General features: G+C 31.4%; 14 protein-coding genes and 1 other RNA gene. 11 read left to right on the forward strand and 4 right to left on the reverse strand.

Features of this window, described 5'->3' with window-relative positions; all coding sequences use genetic code 11:
* Positions 1 to 243 precede the first annotated feature (243 nt).
* The 3 genes from eno to OCU55_RS18840 all read left to right on the forward strand — a co-directional run bounded on the left by eno (position 244) and on the right by OCU55_RS18840 (position 4,556).
* The gene (gene eno, locus OCU55_RS18830; RefSeq protein WP_261853838.1) at positions 244 to 1,539 is read left to right on the forward strand and encodes a phosphopyruvate hydratase; all 1,296 of its coding nucleotides are present in this window, start codon (positions 244 to 246) and stop codon (positions 1,537 to 1,539) included.
* A gap of 412 nt (positions 1,540 to 1,951) precedes the next feature.
* Positions 1,952 to 2,179: a preprotein translocase subunit SecG gene (gene secG, locus OCU55_RS18835; protein WP_183275958.1), complete on the forward strand. Its 228-nt coding sequence runs from the start codon at positions 1,952 to 1,954 to the stop codon at positions 2,177 to 2,179.
* 349 nt (positions 2,180 to 2,528) lie between these two features.
* Positions 2,529 to 4,556 (forward strand): sodium-translocating pyrophosphatase, encoded by a 2,028-nt coding sequence (locus tag OCU55_RS18840; protein WP_261853839.1) that lies wholly within the window; start codon positions 2,529 to 2,531, stop codon positions 4,554 to 4,556.
* A 271-nt stretch (positions 4,557 to 4,827) separates the two neighbouring features.
* On the opposite strand, the gene OCU55_RS18845 is transcribed toward OCU55_RS18840, so the two are convergent.
* Positions 4,828 to 4,992: a rubredoxin gene (locus OCU55_RS18845; protein WP_261853840.1), complete on the reverse strand. Its 165-nt coding sequence runs from the start codon at positions 4,990 to 4,992 to the stop codon at positions 4,828 to 4,830.
* Between the two features lie 425 nt (positions 4,993 to 5,417).
* Between OCU55_RS18845 and rnr the strand changes: the two genes are divergently transcribed.
* From rnr to smpB, 4 genes are all read left to right on the forward strand, one after another.
* Positions 5,418 to 7,694, forward strand: a complete 2,277-nt coding sequence (rnr, locus tag OCU55_RS18850; RefSeq protein ID WP_261853841.1) for a ribonuclease R — start codon at positions 5,418 to 5,420, stop codon at positions 7,692 to 7,694.
* Between the two features lie 132 nt (positions 7,695 to 7,826).
* Complete coding sequence (locus OCU55_RS18855; protein WP_261853842.1) at positions 7,827 to 8,378, forward strand: nitroreductase family protein; 552 nt, start codon at positions 7,827 to 7,829, stop codon at positions 8,376 to 8,378.
* A 372-nt stretch (positions 8,379 to 8,750) separates the two neighbouring features.
* Entirely contained in the window at positions 8,751 to 9,542 is a 792-nt protein-coding gene (locus OCU55_RS18860) for a formate/nitrite transporter family protein (RefSeq protein ID WP_261853843.1), read from the forward strand.
* A gap of 80 nt (positions 9,543 to 9,622) precedes the next feature.
* Entirely contained in the window at positions 9,623 to 10,093 is a 471-nt protein-coding gene (smpB, locus tag OCU55_RS18865) for an SsrA-binding protein SmpB (protein ID WP_261853844.1), read from the forward strand.
* A gap of 30 nt (positions 10,094 to 10,123) precedes the next feature.
* Here smpB and OCU55_RS18870 read toward each other — a convergent pair whose 3' ends face one another.
* Positions 10,124 to 11,134, reverse strand: a complete 1,011-nt coding sequence (locus tag OCU55_RS18870) for a tetratricopeptide repeat protein (RefSeq protein WP_261853845.1) — start codon at positions 11,132 to 11,134, stop codon at positions 10,124 to 10,126.
* A 714-nt stretch (positions 11,135 to 11,848) separates the two neighbouring features.
* Here OCU55_RS18870 and ssrA point away from each other — a divergent pair.
* Positions 11,849 to 12,198: a transfer-messenger RNA gene (ssrA, locus tag OCU55_RS18875) on the forward strand.
* Between the two features lie 116 nt (positions 12,199 to 12,314).
* Positions 12,315 to 13,319, forward strand: a complete 1,005-nt coding sequence (locus tag OCU55_RS18880) for a pentapeptide repeat-containing protein (RefSeq protein WP_261853846.1) — start codon at positions 12,315 to 12,317, stop codon at positions 13,317 to 13,319.
* On the opposite strand, the gene OCU55_RS18885 is transcribed toward OCU55_RS18880, so the two are convergent.
* A complete protein-coding gene (locus OCU55_RS18885; RefSeq protein WP_261853931.1) occupies positions 13,312 to 13,722 on the reverse strand; it encodes a hypothetical protein in 411 nt (136 codons plus the stop codon). The two genes, OCU55_RS18880 and OCU55_RS18885, sit on opposite strands and share 8 nt — an antisense overlap.
* A 451-nt stretch (positions 13,723 to 14,173) precedes the next feature.
* Entirely contained in the window at positions 14,174 to 14,671 is a 498-nt protein-coding gene (locus OCU55_RS18890) for a hypothetical protein (protein ID WP_261853847.1), read from the reverse strand.
* Between the two features lie 497 nt (positions 14,672 to 15,168).
* Between OCU55_RS18890 and OCU55_RS18895 the strand changes: the two genes are divergently transcribed.
* Both OCU55_RS18895 and OCU55_RS18900 read left to right on the forward strand, forming a co-directional pair.
* Positions 15,169 to 17,097: a BglG family transcription antiterminator gene (locus OCU55_RS18895; RefSeq protein ID WP_261853848.1), complete on the forward strand. Its 1,929-nt coding sequence runs from the start codon at positions 15,169 to 15,171 to the stop codon at positions 17,095 to 17,097.
* 248 nt (positions 17,098 to 17,345) lie between these two features.
* Entirely contained in the window at positions 17,346 to 17,654 is a 309-nt protein-coding gene (locus tag OCU55_RS18900; RefSeq protein ID WP_183275968.1) for a PTS sugar transporter subunit IIB, read from the forward strand.
* Positions 17,655 to 17,673: the final 19 nt, after the last annotated feature.

Here is a 17,673-nt window from a genome sequence, read left to right on the forward strand (position 1 = left end):
TTAAGTTAAATTATTAGAAAATTGCCATTTCAATGTGAATTGTAATGAAAATTATTATCAAATGATTGAAAAAGTTAATAATAAGGCTTATAATAAATTTAACCAAATGAGGAAATGCAATAATAATTTACTAAAATAAAGAATAAAAATATTATTAATGCACAAACTTGTAATAGTTAAATACTTTTTAGAGATAATACTATAGGTACTTATTTACCTATGATAATAAAGGAGGAAATAATAATGAAACAATATGTTGAAATCGTAGATGTGCTTGCAAGACAAATTTTAGATTCAAGATGCTTCCCAACTATAGAGGTAGAAGTAGTTCTTGAGGATGGTACAATAGGAAGAGCAGCTGTTCCATCAGGTGCTTCAACTGGTATTTATGAAGCTGTTGAGTTAAGAGATGATGATAAAACTAAATATCAAGGCAAAGGTGTTTTAAAAGCTGTTCAAAATGTAAATGAAACAATAGCAACAGAGCTTATTGGAATGAATGTTTTTGATCAAACATTAATAGATGAAAGTTTAATAGTATTAGATGGAACTGATAACAAAGGTAAATTAGGAGCTAATGCTATACTAGGTGTTTCTTTAGCAGTTGCAGAGGCTGCAGCTAAGTACTTAGGACTTCCATTATACCAATATATAGGTGGAGTTAATGCTAAAGTTTTACCAGTGCCTATGATGAACATAATCAATGGTGGAAAGCATGCTGATAACTCAGTAGATTTACAAGAATTCATGATAATGCCAGCTGGTGCTGAAAGTTTTAGCGATGCATTAAGAATGAGTGCAGAAGTTTATCATACATTAAAGAAGATATTAAATGACAAAGGATATGCTACTGGTGTAGGTGATGAAGGTGGATTTGCTCCAAACCTTAAATCAAATGAAGAAGCTTTACAAGTTATTATAGAAGCTATAAATAAAGCTGGCTACAAACCAGGTGAAGAAATCTTCATAGCTATAGACTGTGCTTCATCAGAATACTACAAGGATGGTAAGTATGTTTTAGAACATGAAGGAAAGACTTTAACTGCAGCAGAAATGGCTGATTTCTTAGCTGCTTGGGTTGAAAAATATCCAATAATCTCAATTGAAGATGGTATGGCTGAAGAAGATTGGGAAGGATGGAAGATACTGACTGATAAGTTAGGTGGAAAGATTCAATTAGTTGGTGATGATTTATTTGTAACTAACACTGAAAGATTATCAACTGGAATTCAGAAGAAGGTTGCGAACTCAATCTTAATTAAGCTTAACCAAATCGGTACTTTAACTGAAACTTTAAATGCTATTGAAATGGCTAACAGAGCAGGTTATACTGCTGTAATTTCTCATAGATCAGGTGAAACTGAAGATACAACTATAGCAGATCTTGTTGTAGCTGTTAATGCAGGTCAAATTAAAACTGGAGCTCCAGCTAGATCAGAAAGAGTTGCGAAGTATAATCAATTACTTAGAATTGAAGAAGAATTAGATGAAATTGGAGAATATAGAGGATTAGGCGCATTCTTTAATATAAAGAAATAATTTCACTTAATCATAAAAAAGCAGTTATCTTATAGGTAACTGCTTTTTTACTGTAAAGAAAAGTATAAAGTCTTCAAGTTAGCTAAATCTAGAGATTTAAATAGCTTTAGAAGTTTTTATGGTTATGCAGTAAAAGATAAAATTTATTCACCTATAAATTTTTTATTATACATTCGGAAAGGCAGATACGCAAAAAAAAGTGGCTTCATCCACCTTTTTAATTTGCTTTGTAACTAATTATTGTAAATAATATTATGGTATGCTATTATAAAGTCATATGTGTATAGTTTTATAATCTATACAGCCGCAATATTTTAATTTATAATTATATTATATAAGTTAACCTAAGGTTGAAAGTATAGTTAAATTATGCAAAAAGATGAAAAGCTAATGAATGCAGGAGGTGACTATAATGCATAACGTTTTAACAGCATTAGAAGTTATTATCGGAATAATCATAATAGTATCAGTATTACTACAACCAAGCAAAGCTGATGCACTAAGCGGATTAATCCAAGGTAAAAGCGAAACTTTTTACTCTAAAAATAAAGGAAGAACAAAAGAAGCTGCACTTAGAAATGTGACTATAATTGCATCAATATTATTTGCTCTAAATACAGTTGCTCTAAACTTTATATAATAAGTTTGATATAAAGGCTGGCCAGATTTGGTCAGCCTTTATATTTTAACAATTTTCACTAAGACTATATAGTTTTTTCGCATCACTGTATCTGAAAAAGTTATTTAATTTTAAAAGCTTGCTGTTAGAGGATCTCCTGTATAAACACTTCGTTTCAATAATAGTATTAAAAAAATCCTAAATATAAGAATAATTCTATAAATTTATCTAGAGTATTAAATATATTTGAAGCAAAAAACAAATAATTTAATTAGATGACTGAATATTCAGAAATTTGGCCTTAAATACATAGGAAATCAGTTTTATATATGTTATAATGTATTTGATAGACTTAAATGGAGGAATTTGTATGAATTATCTAATAGTTTCTGTCCTTACAGGTCTACTCGCTTTAGCCTTTGCTTTTATGCTACGCAGTAGTATAGTTAAGAAAGAGGTAAAAAACGAAAGAATGAAAGAAATAGCTGGATACATTGAAGAAGGGGCGATGGCTTTTTTAAGAAGAGAATATAAATACTTAGCTGTATTTATATTAGTTGTTGCTATCTGTCTCGGAATATTTGTTCATATACAAACTGCAATTTGTTTTGTTATTGGGGCCATATTCTCTATAGGAGCAGGTTTTTTTGGAATGAAGGTAGCAGTAAAAGCAAATGTAAGAACTACTGAAGCTGCTACGAAAGGAATAAAAGAAGCTTTAACTATAGCATTTTCAGGTGGATCTGTTATGGGAATGTGCGTTGTAGGTTTAGGAATACTAGGTTTAGGACTACTATCCATAATATTTGATTTAAAAGTAGAATATATCACAGGTTTTGGATTTGGTGCTTCATCTATAGCACTCTTTGCAAGAGTTGGAGGAGGTATTTATACAAAAGCTGCAGATGTAGGTGCAGATTTAGTTGGAAAGGTTGAAGCTGGTATACCAGAAGATGATCCTAGAAATCCTGCAGTTATAGCAGATAATGTAGGAGACAACGTGGGTGACGTAGCTGGAATGGGGGCTGACTTATTTGAAAGTTATGTAGGTTCAATTATCTCAGCAATCACTTTAGGAGCTGTTATTAGACTAACTTCAGGGAAGGAAGGCATACTATTCCCTATAGCAATATCCTGTGTTGGTATAATAGCTTCAATTATAGGTTCAATAGTAGTCAAGAATTTAAAGGGAGATAATCCTCAAAAAATATTAAATACTGGTACGTATACTGCTGGAGTTATTATGATAATAGGTTCTGCTATATTTAGTAATACAATGTTTGGTAGCTTAAAACCCTTTGGAGCTGTAATAGTTGGTATATTAGTAGGGCTTGCTATAGGCAAAATAACTGAAATATATACTTCGTCTGATTACAAGTATGTTCAGGGTATAGCAGATCAATCAGAAACAGGGCCCGCAACTAATATAATAGCAGGGCTTTCAGTAGGAATGAGGTCAACAGTAGCTCCTATAATACTAATATCCTTAGGTATTTTAGTAGCTTACTTTATAATAGGTGGAAGAGATGATTCAATGCTAGGTCTTTATGGTATAGCTCTTTCTGCAGTAGGTATGTTGTCAACCACAGCTACAACGGTGGCAGTAGATGCTTATGGACCTATTGCTGATAATGCTGGTGGTATAGCTGAAATGGCTAACTTGCCTGAAGAGGTACGTAATATCACAGATAAATTAGATTCTGTAGGGAATACTACAGCGGCTATAGGTAAAGGATTTGCTATAGGATCTGCCGCTTTGACCGCATTAGCATTGTTTGCGTCCTATGCTCAAGCTGTAAATTTAAAAGTCATAGATTTATTGAACCCACTCACTCTTATAGGGCTTCTTATAGGCTCTATGATTCCATTTATATTTGCTGCGCTTGCTATGGAGGCTGTAGGAAAGGCTGCAAATAATATGGTAGAAGAAGTAAGAAGACAGTTTAGAGAGCATCCAGGAATAATGGAGGGAACAGAGAAACCTGATTATACTAAGTGCGTAGATATCTCAACTCAAGCTGCACTGACACAAATGGTATTGCCAGGAATAATAGCTGTGGCTACACCAATAGTTATGGGAATGCTACTTGGTACTGAAGCGCTTGCAGGGACCATTGCTGGAGCTGTAGGTACTGGTGTACTTATGGCTGTAATGATGGCAAATGCAGGAGGAGCTTGGGATAATGCAAAGAAGTATATAGAGGCTGGGGCTCATGGTGGAAAAGGAAGCTTTGCTCATAAGGCAGGGGTTGTAGGAGATACAGTAGGAGATCCGTTTAAGGATACTGCAGGTCCTGCGATGAATATCTTAATAAAGCTCATGACTATAGTTTCTTTAGTATTTGCAACAGTGATTGCGAATTACGGGGGAATAATCTCTAATTTATTTTCTAAATAGATTTATTTAGCTACAAAAAGATGTTTGAAGAAAATCAAACATCTTTTTTAACTTATATGAAATTACATGCATTATTAATAGTTATAACTAGTAATATTAATTACCTTGCTAACTTTTTGAGTTATAGAATAAAGGATATTGATATATACTTTTTTTACACATTCTTAAGAAAAGGTGAACGTACAAAAAATCACTAAGGCTAACGCCATAGTGATTCTTTGTTGTGAATAGTATTAAAAGAGTGAGGTCGGTTTTGAATAGGAAGTAAGTATTAATAATCTAGTTCTTCAAACATATCTAAGGGCTCCCCACAAATTGGGCAAAGCCAGTATTCAGGCAAATCTTCAAAAGCTGTGCCTGGTACTATATCTTGAGAACTATCGCCAATAGCTGGGTCATAAATATAACCACATTCTATGCAAACGTATCTTTTCATGACTTCCTCCTATGTAGCTTGTGAATTCATTATAATACATATGAAAATAAATATCAATAGAAAATTATTATTAATTAATGAAATTTTAAGATTAAAGTTAAATTGTCATTTCTCCGATGCTTTAATGAATTTCGCAAAGAATTTATATGATTTTCTACAAGCCTCTTTTTTATGTTTACTATGTTAATTTATCTTTATTTGCTTTAATTAGTATATCCAATTATAATAGAGGTAAATCATAGATTTTTCATAAAATATGCTAATTTTATACTTATCTCAATTAATATAAATAGAATGATAGCAATAAACATTTCTTAATAACTATGTTTTAGTTATGATTTCAAAAGCTTAATTTCAAAGTATTAAAGACATTGAATAGGGAAAAATAGATAATAAAAAATAATATAAATATGGAGGCTGATGCTATGGGAATAAAGCAAACACTTCTTACATTCATGAAAGAACCTGCTTATAGACCAATGGATATTCAAGATTTGGCAACAATTTTTGATATAAATAGAGATGAATATAAGGCTTTTAAAAGAGCAATTAAGACTATGGAGAAAGAAGGACTTATAGTAAGGACTGCTCATGACAGATTTGGACTACCTGAAAGAATGGGACTTGTAGCAGGTAAAATACAAGTACATCAAAGAGGTTTTGGATTTGTTATACCTGATGAAGAAGGGTTAAAAGATGTATTTATACCAAGTTCATCAATGAATGGTGCAATGAATGGAGATAAGGTAGTAGCAAAGATATTAAAAGAAGATGATAAAGGCAAAAAGTGCGAAGGTGAAATTGTTCAAATAACTGAAAGAGTAAACAAAAAGATAATTGGAGTTTATGAAGACTCAAGAAACTTCGGCTTTGTTGTGCCAGAAGATAAAAGAGTACAATTTGATATATTTATTCCTAAAAATGATAGAAACAATGCACAAACTGGAGATTTAGTACAGGTTGAAATTGTGAAATGGCCTGATCAAAGAAGAAATCCAGAAGGTGCTGTGATTGAAGTTTTAGGTAAAAAGGGAGATAAGGGCTTAGATATATTAACAATAATAAAGAAATATGGGCTCCCAGAAGAATTCCCTGATAAGGTAATAGAGTATGCTGAGAATATAGAGGAAGAAATACCAGCAGAAGAATATAAGAGAAGAAGAGATTTACGTAATGTAAGAATGGTAACAATCGATGGTGAAGACGCTAAAGACTTAGATGATGCGGTTAACATAGAAAGACTACCTGGTGGAAATTATAGATTAGGAGTTCATATAGCGGATGTAACGCATTATGTTAGAGAAAAAAATCCTTTAGATAAAGAAGCGCTTAAAAGAGCTACATCTGTATATCTTATAGATAGAGTTATACCGATGCTTCCTAAAAAGTTATCAAATGGAATTTGCTCTCTTAATCCTAAGGTAGATAGGTTAGCTTTAAGTTGCATTATGACAATAGATAAGTCAGGTACTGTTGTAGACCATGAAATAGTTGAAAGTGTTATAAAAACATCAGAAAGAATGACTTATAAGGATGTTTCAGCAATACTAAAAGACGGTAATGAAGATCTTATAAAAAGATATGACTATCTTTACGATGATTTCAAGGCTATGGAAGAATTATGTTTAATATTAAATAAGAGAAGATCAAAAAGAGGTGCTATAGACTTCGATTTCGAGGAATCTAAAATAATTTTAGATGAATTAGGAAAGCCAATAGAAATCAGACCTTATGAAAGAGAAATAGCAAATAGAATTATAGAAGAGTTCATGCTTGTATGTAATGAAACGGTAGCTGAATATATGTATTGGACAAAAACTCCATTTGTATATAGAATACATGAAGAGCCAGATCAAGAAAAGTTAGAGAGATTTAAGAACTTTATATATAACTTAGGATATACAGTTAGATGGAGCCAAGACATCCATCCATCAAATCTTCAAGAGGTACTTGAAATGATTAAAGGTAAGAATGAAGAAACTGTAGTTAGTACTCTTCTTCTTAGAAGCATGATGCAGGCTAGATATGCACCTGAATGTGTAGGGCACTTTGGATTAGCAGCAAAATACTATTGTCATTTTACTTCACCAATAAGAAGATATCCTGACCTACAAATACACAGAATAATAAAAGAACATCTTCATGGAAAGATCGATGAGAAGAGATCAGAAAGATTAGTGAAGATAGTTGATACTGCTTCAAAGCAATCTTCTGATATGGAAAGATTAGCTCAAGATGCAGAAAGGGAAGTTGATGACTTAAAGAAAGCTGAGTATATGTCATATAGAATAGGTCAAGAGTTTGTAGGTGTAATATCATCTGTAACAAACTTTGGTATGTTTGTAGAGCTTCCAAACACAATAGAAGGTCTAGTACGTATAGCAGACTTAGATGATGACTATTATGTATATGACGAAGATCATCTGATGTTAATTGGAGAGAGAACAAAGAAAATTTACAGATTAGGAGATAGTATTTCAGTAAGATGTTCACGAGTTGATATAGATAACAGAGAAGTATACTTTGATGTAATACCAGCAGAAAGTGAAATCGAAATGGATCTTCCTGTACCAGATGTAAAAGGAATGCTCAATGATCTTGATGATGAAGATGAAGATGGTGAAATCTTTGAGGAATTTGAAGAAGGTTATTGGGAAGGTGAAGAGAAATCCCATGATACCCAAAATCTAATTAAAATATAAGCAATTACTTAGCATTAACTACTTATAATTGGATAATAATAAAATTGTAAAGAACCCTTCATAAAAATCTATTTTTAATATTTTGAGTGAAGTGGTTCTTTAACTTTTATCTAAGTCTAGGAGGTTATTGCGATGGGATTTTACGAAGTTATTGAAGAAAGACAAAGTATAAAAAAATACAATGCACAAGGTCCAATAGATAAGGAAAAACTCAATAGAATGATAACAGCGGCTATGATGTCACCATCTTGGAAGAATAAAACTAGTTACAAGATTATATTAATAGATGACAAGCGAATAAAGGATACCATAGCTGATTCAGTATTAAACGACGATGGTCAAGTATCAAGAGGTATAAAAGATGCACCATTACTTGCTGTGTTTTTAGCTTCACCAGACAAATCTGGAGAAATAGACGGCAAGGAATATTATTTGGTAGATGGAGCTATAGCAATGGAACACTTTATATTAGCTGCAACTGCAGAAGGATATTCAACTTGTTGGGTTGGTGCAGCTAATGAAGCTGAAGTAATAAATGTCATAGGAGCACCAAAGAATTACAAGCTTGTAGGTATGACACCAGTAGGGCAAAGTGACGAACAAAAAAATCATAATCCTAAGAAAGATTTTAATGATTATGTTTTCTTAAATAACTGGAATACACCATTCGTTAACAAGTTTTAGATATATATTCTAAAAGCTTATATAATTTAAGGTAGAAGGCAGTATGAATTTTATATTTATACTGCTTTTTTATTTTATAGGAACTGTTTATGAGGTCAAATCATTCACAAAGTATAATAAAAAATGGCATGTCTTTTTAGTAGTAAAGTATATAGATTTTATTCTAGTTAAACCTAGAGGGTTCAATGGTTTTAGCACTTGAATGCTTTTGGCAGGTATTTCTGATATAGCTGATACACCTTAAAACAGATAAATAGAATAAAGTTATTGAAAATGATAACGATTATCAGTATAATATTTTTAATTACATAAAGATAGTTACTATTATTTAAAAAGCTATCTTTAAATTAGGAATAAAAGACGAGGTGTATTATGTACAAGGATGATATAAAAGAAGTTGCTCACTCATCAGAAATTAAGAGTGATTATATTAATGATAGTGTTTTTAAATATTTCTTATTGGCTTTTATAGCAGGGTTTTTCGTTATAGTAGGCATAGCTCTTTCGTACTCAACTGCAGGGATAGTGAATGTTGATGGAAAGCTTTATGGAAAAATGGCTGTAGGCCTTACCTTTTCAATAGCTTTAGGTCTTATATATTTTGCCGGGGGAGAACTTTTTACTGGTAATTGTTTTGTTTTAACTGTAGGCTTATTAGAAAAGACTATTAGTTTAAAGGATACTATCAAGTTATTGGTAGTATGTTATCTTGGAAACTTAGCGGGTTCAATAGTATCTGCATACATATATGTAAAAAGTGGAGCTCCAATAGGTCTTGCTGATACTTATCTTTTAAAGGTTGCAGAATCAAAGACTCATTATCCATCAGATCAATTGTTTTTAAGAGCTATATTATGTAATTTCATAGTCTGTTTAGCGGTTTGGTTATGCTATAGATTGAAAGAAGAAACAGCAAAGTTAATAATGCTTTTCTGGTGTATATTTGCTTTTGCTACAGCTGGATTTGAACATTCAGTAGCAAATATGGCTTTATTTTCAGCAGCACTGATGCTTCCAGATCATGGAGCCTTAACTTTAGGGGCTGTACTACATAATTTAGGTTGGGTTACGCTAGGTAATATTCTAGGAGGATCACTTTTCTTAGCAGTACCATACTGGTATGTTAGCCAAGGTAATACCAGTAAAGATGCGAAAGTAAAATAAATAGATTGCTATGAACTTGTTATTAAATGGGTAATATATTATAATATAGAGGCAATATATTACCATTAGGATGTGATTATATGGCTAGAAAGAATGATAATAAAACTTTAGCTGAAAATAGAAAAGCTAGACATGACTACTTTGTTGAAGAAGCTATGGAAGCCGGAATAGAACTAGTAGGTACAGAAGTTAAATCAATAAGGGCAGGAAAAGCTAATCTAAAAGATTGCTATGCAGATATATATAACGGAGAAGTGTATATAAAGAACATGCATGTAAGCCCTTATGAACAGGGAAATATTTTTAATGTTGATCCACTTAGAGAAAGAAGATTACTTTTGCATAAAGAAGAAATAACAAGACTTACAGGACTTATACAACAGGAAGGACTAACCCTAGTTCCTTTAGCTCTTTATTTAAAAGGAAGCAAGGTAAAGGTCAATTTAGCTGTTTGTAAGGGTAAGAAAAATTATGATAAGAGAGATTCTATGCTCGAAAAAGCTCATAAAAGAGATATCGATAGACAAATGAAGGAAAGATCAAAATATTAAAAAATCATGCTCGTGAAAGAGCATGATTTTTTAATCATCTGCACTAGTTACTTGTAATTCGGATATTATATCAGTTTTTCTATTGCCTACAATATCCCTAAATCTAGAATAAATTTTTAGATTATTCAGAAAATTATCTTCGAAAGCAATCAGTTTCAAGTATTTCTCACCTTCAACAGCTTTTTCTAAACACTGAAAGGCTTCATCTATATGTCTAAAGAGTGAAAAGATTCTACACTTATAATAATAGGCAATATAGCAATCCTTATCTAATTGTATAGCTTTATCAAGTGAAGTTAGAGCACGAAACAAATCACCTTCGTAGAAAAGTATATTTCCAAGTTCATAGTAGGCCCAGGGGAGAGTAGAGTCTACAGATATTATGGATTCATACATTTTTGCGGCTGAACTAAAATCTCTGTTTTCAAAATATAAATCACCAAGTATCTTAAAGGTGTTTATACTTCTCTTATTTATCTTAGTATATTTTAAGAGGTACTTTTCGCATTCAGTATAATCTTTTCTTATATATAGACATATACCTTTGCCATAGAGTGCAGCAGGTAACTCTTTATTTATACTTAAGGCTGTATCAAAATTTTCTAAAGCCTTGTCTAAGTCACCAAGGAGATAATAACAGTTGCCTTTATTTGCATAAGGCGCAGCAAACTTATCATTAAGTTCAATACATTTATCAGCATATTCTAAAGATTTATCAAAATCCTCAGCTTCAAAATAAGCATAGCTTATGTTGTTATAAAGCATACTGCTTTCAATTTTAGAATCTAAAGCTTCTTTGCAAGACTGTAGCATTTTTTCTATATCTTTAGTTTCTACTAGTATCTCTATCAAGAGGGAATAGTAAAAATCTTCGCCTAATAGAACTCTCTTATCATCAAGCAAAGAAATAGTTTTATCATACCGCTTCTTCCTATATAAACTTAATGCTTTTTTCTTCGTCCTTGTCTTTTCGTTGTTTACGGAATAATAAAAAACTAGCGCAAATACAAATACAGTCGCTATTACAAATACCCACTTCATATAGATATACCTCCGTTGTTAATTCATACTTTAGTATATGATGAGAGGTTACAAAGTGGAGACTCCAAAAATAAGAGGAATATCTCGTGAAGCCGCATGTTTACTATATATTTATATAATTTTTTAATGTTATAAAGATTTAATTATAACATTAAATATTTAAAAAATTTTATGAATAAATGATTTTGTGGTGTGCGTTGAAATTTAGGTATTTATACTTACGATACTTGGATGAACTTCGCATAGAATTAATATGATTTCCTCAGATTACATGGCTAAACCTGTATAACTCACTACGTTCGGACAATACAGGTTTTTTACGCCATTACATCTTCAGAAATCATTTAATTCTATTAGCTTGTTCATATAGTATCTACCGTATAAATACCTAAATTTCAAAACTATTAAAAATTGAAGTATACTAATGCTTTTAAAATCAGCAGAATAAGTAATTTCTCTGTACAGTGGGAAAACTGAGAGTAGTATACTATTGTTATTACTAATTCCATATGAATCAGTGATAAACAATTTTGCCATCAATAACTCTGTTGATATAAATTCATTAATGCTGTAATATAATATTTGTGATGAGGAGTTAATAAATACAGCTCACCACCATGAACTTGACAGAGAAATTTATTAGGTTTATAATTAAAATTCAGAAAACTAAATATTTAAAATTATAGCGTTTGCAAATTCATTACCTTATAATATGGGGATGCCTTGGCTTCGACGGGGGTAAGATGGGTTTGATAAGCGAGCCGGGGGAAGCATGGTCCCACGTGATCAACTATGCACTAAATGTAAACGCAGAAGATAATTTTGCATTAGCTGCCTAGTAGCAGCTCGTCAGCCTAAGCTTCCCGCAGCTTAGTGTCTGGCGCCGATAGCGGGGCCCCGAGCCTAGGAAAGCTTTGACCTAGGAACGGAATTTATGAAGCTACTAAAGCAGGAAGCCTGTCTGTAGGCGTCTTGTGGAGGGAATGTTAAAATATAGACTACGCTCGTAGAAGGTCAGGCTGGTCTGCTTTCGGACACGGGTTCGACACCCGTCATCTCCACCATTAAAATCCACGACAAATATGTCGTGGATTTTTTATGCGAAAAACAAAATGAAATGTATAAATATGGTATAATTACCGTGTTGAGTTATAGTGCATTTTTGTTTTGGAGGCATATAATGGCGAGAAGTAAAAAAAGAAGAAAAATGAAAGAAAAGATAAAGAGAATGGAGAATATTAAAAATGGAAAATTAGTAAGGTTTAATTTATCCAATTCTCCAGTGAAGTATAAGGGATTTAAAGATAAATATAATTATCAAACTAATATACATAATTTGATTTACAAAGATGCTAGTTTTGAAAATGTTAAATACCATGCATCAAATATAACTAAATGTAATTTTAAAAATACAAAATTACTTGGAGTAGAGTTTACAAGTTGCAATTTAAAAAGTACATCCTTCAAGAATGCTATATTAAGAGATGTTATCTTCTTTAATTGTAATTTGAAAAATACTGACTTTGAAGGTGTAAAATATGATAATGTAATTTTTATTTCAACTAATCTAGAAAATGCGAAGAACCTTAATTTGACTGATAAATGTGATGTTTTAAGAACTTATCCTAAAGCTATATTAAATAAAGAATTATGTGAAACTGTTTTAAAGTTATCAGAATGTGAAAAAATATATAAATATCATGTATTACATGTTAAGAAGAATAAAATTAATAGATGGAATTTGAGTATACTTCAAAATTACTATGACAATAGATTACAAAGGGCTCTTGAGGCATTATATAGAAGAAAAAGTAAGTATGCATTTTATACGGTATATGCATATAGGAGAATGATTGACTTATATTTACATATATTATATATTATAGTTGTCCTGCTCCGGAACAGGGAAACTTGTGAAAACCATATCGACAATTGGGGACACGTTATGTTGGTTAGTATTCGAGGAGGGATGCCTATGGTAAATAAAGTTTTAACAGTAATTGCTTTTTTAGGTTTTACGTTAGAACAAGTTTTGAATAGTTCAATCCCATTCCGATTACTCGGGGTTAAATGTAAAGATGATATTTTTAATATACAAAATTTAAGGGCGGATTTTAACGGTCATGTATCGTGGCCATCATATAAAAACCTTAGACATTTCTGTCTAAGGTTTTTCACTATTTAATTGAAATAAATCTATCATAAAATTCTTGTTTCTTTTCTAGAAGTTCTTCAGAATATCTACCATTTCTAGGTGTTAAGCTTTTGTATTCATTTATAATCATTGAAGCTCGGCGCTTTTTACTTTTAATGACAAGATAGGGCTCTATCATTTCTAGAAAGCTTATAGCATCATTATACTTCAATATATATGAAAAACAATCTCTATGTTTTTCAGTATCATAATTTTTCTTTCTTTTAATTACTCCGGTATTTGTTTTGTTTTTAATCCATTGCAGAAGTTCTAAGGTTGTAGAAGCTATAGAAACACATGGGGCATGAAATTCATTACTGTGAAACTTGGTTAGCATAATGCTACCTTCGCCATCAATTATTCCAGCAATATAAGCTTTTTCTTCATTTGTCAGCATAAGTACCTCCGAAAGTGGTATGTATTGGAGTTAGTATAATAATAGTATTATTTACATTTGCTTAAAATTTAATAGTATTTTGATTTTAGTATGTGATAGACATAAAATAATAACCCTATTGATTTATACTTAAAAGTGCTTGATAATCTACATTTAATGCTATTTTTGAAATTGTTAAAGGTACTAAAACTTTGACGTTTAAATACAGAATAGACAATGCTCAGTATTAAATTATTATTTAATATTTGAAATCATTATGATTCATTCATCGTTTAAAATAGAGTTCTATAATAAAATAAGTGCCTTATTTATGGCACTCATAAAATCAATAATTAATTCAAATTTTTTATTTTGAAAGATTAATAATGTTTTCCTAAGGTGGGGTAATGGGAATATCTAATGGCTAAGCAACTGTAAAAACAGGAGAAACCCTAAGGGCTTAAAGAACCTATTTAGTAGAATCCATTTTTTTTTGCAATTCTTTTACTGTTTCAGTTGAGTTTATAGCAACTAGGTACTTATGAGGAAATATTATTTTTAGTGATAGCCAGTTCTCATCACCATCTTTAGGTGCTTTATGATTTACTACGGAATACGTACCATTCGAATCCTCTTTAACTATAACAACTAATGGGTTAGATCCTCCAGCGTTTGTATCAGATTCAAATAATGTATACATATATACGTATTTAAGTCCAAATTTTTCATCAATTTCATAAATTTTATGAGCTTCATATTTTTCACTTGTTGATACATTAGACCAATTGAAATAATTATTTTTTATATAATCTGATAACACCGCATCTAAATCTTTTTTATTCAAATTTTGTGAATATACAATATTATGCTTTGATGGTGCATAATATCGTAAAAAAGATAAGGATCCTATTGATGCTATTATAATTAGTAGAATGATAGTTAATGATATTTTAAATTTTTTATTCATAATTACCTCCCAATATTTTATTTTAAGGCATAGATAATAGTGATTTTAGAAGTATATCAAAATGTGGAGTACCTAGGTCAGCAATGAAATGATATCCATATTTTGTATAATATTCACTATTCCCCCATTTAATTATAGCATAAAAATTAGTATGATCTTTGTGATTTTTTGCCATGGAAGTATTGAAGGACTTACTATTTTAATAGTAAGTCCTTGATGAATTGTAGCCTTTCTCATTGCCTTATCTAACATGATTATCTGTAAGAATATTAATTTCACTAATTGGAGAAAACATTCCTAAGAGATAAAAAAAATAATATATCAAAAATATTCACTATTAGACATAAAAATTGCTGTGTTAAAATGCTGAAATAAATGCTTTTTTTCTATATACTTCAATAAAAGTCAAATTTTTTACTTGACAACGCTTTCAAGCAGTATAAAAATAAGGACGTAAATATCAATTAAGAAAAGAACATAGAAAAGGGGGCCGAAAAGTGGTTTCGAAACGCCAAAAAGACATCGTGTTGTCTTTAATGAAGTCAAAAGACCCTGTTACGTCTGAATGGATGGCAAAAGAACTTGGAGTAAGTGACAGAACCATTAGAACTGAGATCAAAGAACTTCAATCACAAAGTGCTTTGTTAGGAATTGTTATTGAATCGTTTCGTGGAAAAGGCTATTTATTAAAAGTAAAGGATTTTGCAACTTTTGAAAAAGAATTTACTCTTAATGAAAAAGACTCCGTGGATGATACTCAATCAAATCTTTACGAACATCAAAATCGGGTTATATATATATTAAGGCGATTGTTATTAGGAAAGGACCTAGTAAAATTAGAAAGTCTTGAGGAATCCCTATTTGTTTCTAAGCCTAAGTTGCAAAATGACTTAAAAATGGTCCGCGAAATATTGGAGAGTTATCATTTGAAGTTAGTTTCGACACCGCATTATGGTATGCATGTGGAGGGCGATGAATATATGAAGCGGATATGCCTTTCAAATTATATTTTAAGTCGAAATAGAAACTTAAACATTGACAGTAAGTCCTTACAACTATTGGATAAAAATCTGTTTGAAAAAATTAGGGAAATCATCATAAAAAAGGTAAATAAATATGAATTTGAAATTTCGGACATTACACTTGAAAATTTGGCAACTCATATTGCCATTGGATGCAAAAGGATTGATGAAGGGTTTGTCATTGAAAATTTCGAACATGATGTAATTGGAAAATATCCGTTTGAAAGTATAATAGCAAATGAAATTGTTAAGGAAGTTGAGGAGTTTACCGGTAAAATTTTTCCGGAAGCTGAAATTAATTATATTATCGTCCATTTGTTAGGTACAAAATTAATTCATAAGAATGTTTTAAATGAATCTAGCGAAAATGATAATTTACGCACCATCATTAATTGTATGCTGGAAAAATTGAAAACCAATTTTAATTGGGATTTTTATGGGGACTCTGAATTCATTCAAGCCATGATTATGCACATAGGACCCGCAATGAATCGATTACGCTATAGTATGAGTATTCGCAATCCATTATTAGACGACATTAAAAGAAAATATCCTAGTGCTTTTCAAGGTGCCGCTATTGCTAGCAGATGTATAGAGCACTACTTGGGGGTTGAAGTAGGAGAACACGAAATTGCTTATATTGCATTACATATAGGTGTGGCATTAGAAAGAATTAAGGCAATCCAAATAAAGACAAAACGAGTAATTGTAGTTTGCAATTCAGGTGTCGGAAGCGCAAAATTATTGTACTATCGTTTAAAAAATGAATTTAAAGATGAAATAGATATTGTGGCCACAACTAGTTACTATCAATTAAATGAATACGATCTATCCTCAATTGATTTTATTATAAGCACGATTCCATTAAAAGAAGATATAGGAGTTCCCGTGCAAGTTGTTCATACTTTTTTAGGAGGGGAAGATATTGTAAGTATTCAGGAGAAACTGAGGTCTGTAAAGGGCTCCGAGGAACGCAGATATCTAGATGAATCCAGAGTTTTTATTCATAAAAACTTTGATGACAAAGAAAGCGTAATCCGTTTTATGTGTGAAGAATTACACAAACAAAAACTTGTTTCTAAGGATTATGTAAATTCTGTATTTGAAAGGGAGGAAATCGCTGCAACTAGCTTTGGAAATTTTGTTGCCATTCCTCATCCATTCGAACCAGAAACAGAGAAAACATTTTGGACTGTGTGCACATTAAAAAAGCCTATAGAATGGGCAGGTAAGAATATGGTTCAATTTATCTGTTTGTTAAACATTGGAAAAAATCCTAAGGAAGACCTGGAAGGGATGTATCGAAGGCTCATTGCTTTAGTTGAAAACAGAACAATGGTCCAAAAAATTCTGAGGAGCGAATCAGCTGAAGATATAGTAAGGCTTGTAAATGGGTGTAAATAACTAAACGTAAGTTAAATTCAATAAACAAAGTATTAAAACTTAAGAGTGCAATATAAAACAGAAGTGGTATTCATAGCAGGATACCTTTTTCCGTTATCAACGGAAAAATCCTTTCTGTAAAACAAATAAGTTTTAGAATAAACTATAAACAACAAGTAATCAAAGCAAAATGAAAAGGTTGTCAATTGATGCAGTTTAGATAGTTGGTTACTTATTTTATTAAAAGGTTTTTTATAGGAGGAGAAGCAATGAATATTTTATTATGTTGTGCAGCTGGGATGAGTACAAGTTTGCTTGTGACCAAAATGGAAAAGGCCGCAGAAAAACAAGGTTTGGAAGGGAAAATTTGGGCTGCTCCGGCAACTCATATCAATGAACACATTGACAAGGCGGATGTCGTTCTTTTAGGACCACAAGTTCGATATCTACTTTCAAAAATAAAAGCATTAGGGGATGAAAAAGGTATTCCAGTAGATACTATTGACCCAACTCACTACGGGATGTGTAATGGTGAAGAAGTTCTAAAAACTGCTATAAAGTTAGTAAATAACAAATAAATTAAGAGGGGGAAGAAGA

Origin of the sequence: Clostridium folliculivorans (assembly GCF_024341905.1) — a bacterium.
GTDB classification, from domain to species: domain Bacteria; phylum Bacillota; class Clostridia; order Clostridiales; family Clostridiaceae; genus Clostridium_AR; species Clostridium_AR folliculivorans.

Coding starts and splice junctions, on each gene's coding strand:
- eno (WP_261853838.1), top strand. CDS start 244: ATGAAACAATATGTTGAAATCGTAGATGTGCTTGCAAGACAAATTTTA.
- secG (WP_183275958.1), top strand. CDS start 1,952: ATGCATAACGTTTTAACAGCATTAGAAGTTATTATCGGAATAATCATA.
- OCU55_RS18840 (WP_261853839.1), top strand. CDS start 2,529: ATGAATTATCTAATAGTTTCTGTCCTTACAGGTCTACTCGCTTTAGCC.
- OCU55_RS18845 (WP_261853840.1), bottom strand. CDS start 4,992: ATGAAAAGATACGTTTGCATAGAATGTGGTTATATTTATGACCCAGCT.
- rnr (WP_261853841.1), top strand. CDS start 5,418: ATGGGAATAAAGCAAACACTTCTTACATTCATGAAAGAACCTGCTTAT.
- OCU55_RS18855 (WP_261853842.1), top strand. CDS start 7,827: ATGGGATTTTACGAAGTTATTGAAGAAAGACAAAGTATAAAAAAATAC.
- OCU55_RS18860 (WP_261853843.1), top strand. CDS start 8,751: ATGTACAAGGATGATATAAAAGAAGTTGCTCACTCATCAGAAATTAAG.
- smpB (WP_261853844.1), top strand. CDS start 9,623: ATGGCTAGAAAGAATGATAATAAAACTTTAGCTGAAAATAGAAAAGCT.
- OCU55_RS18870 (WP_261853845.1), bottom strand. CDS start 11,134: ATGAAGTGGGTATTTGTAATAGCGACTGTATTTGTATTTGCGCTAGTT.
- OCU55_RS18880 (WP_261853846.1), top strand. CDS start 12,315: ATGGCGAGAAGTAAAAAAAGAAGAAAAATGAAAGAAAAGATAAAGAGA.
- OCU55_RS18890 (WP_261853847.1), bottom strand. CDS start 14,671: ATGAATAAAAAATTTAAAATATCATTAACTATCATTCTACTAATTATA.
- OCU55_RS18900 (WP_183275968.1), top strand. CDS start 17,346: ATGAATATTTTATTATGTTGTGCAGCTGGGATGAGTACAAGTTTGCTT.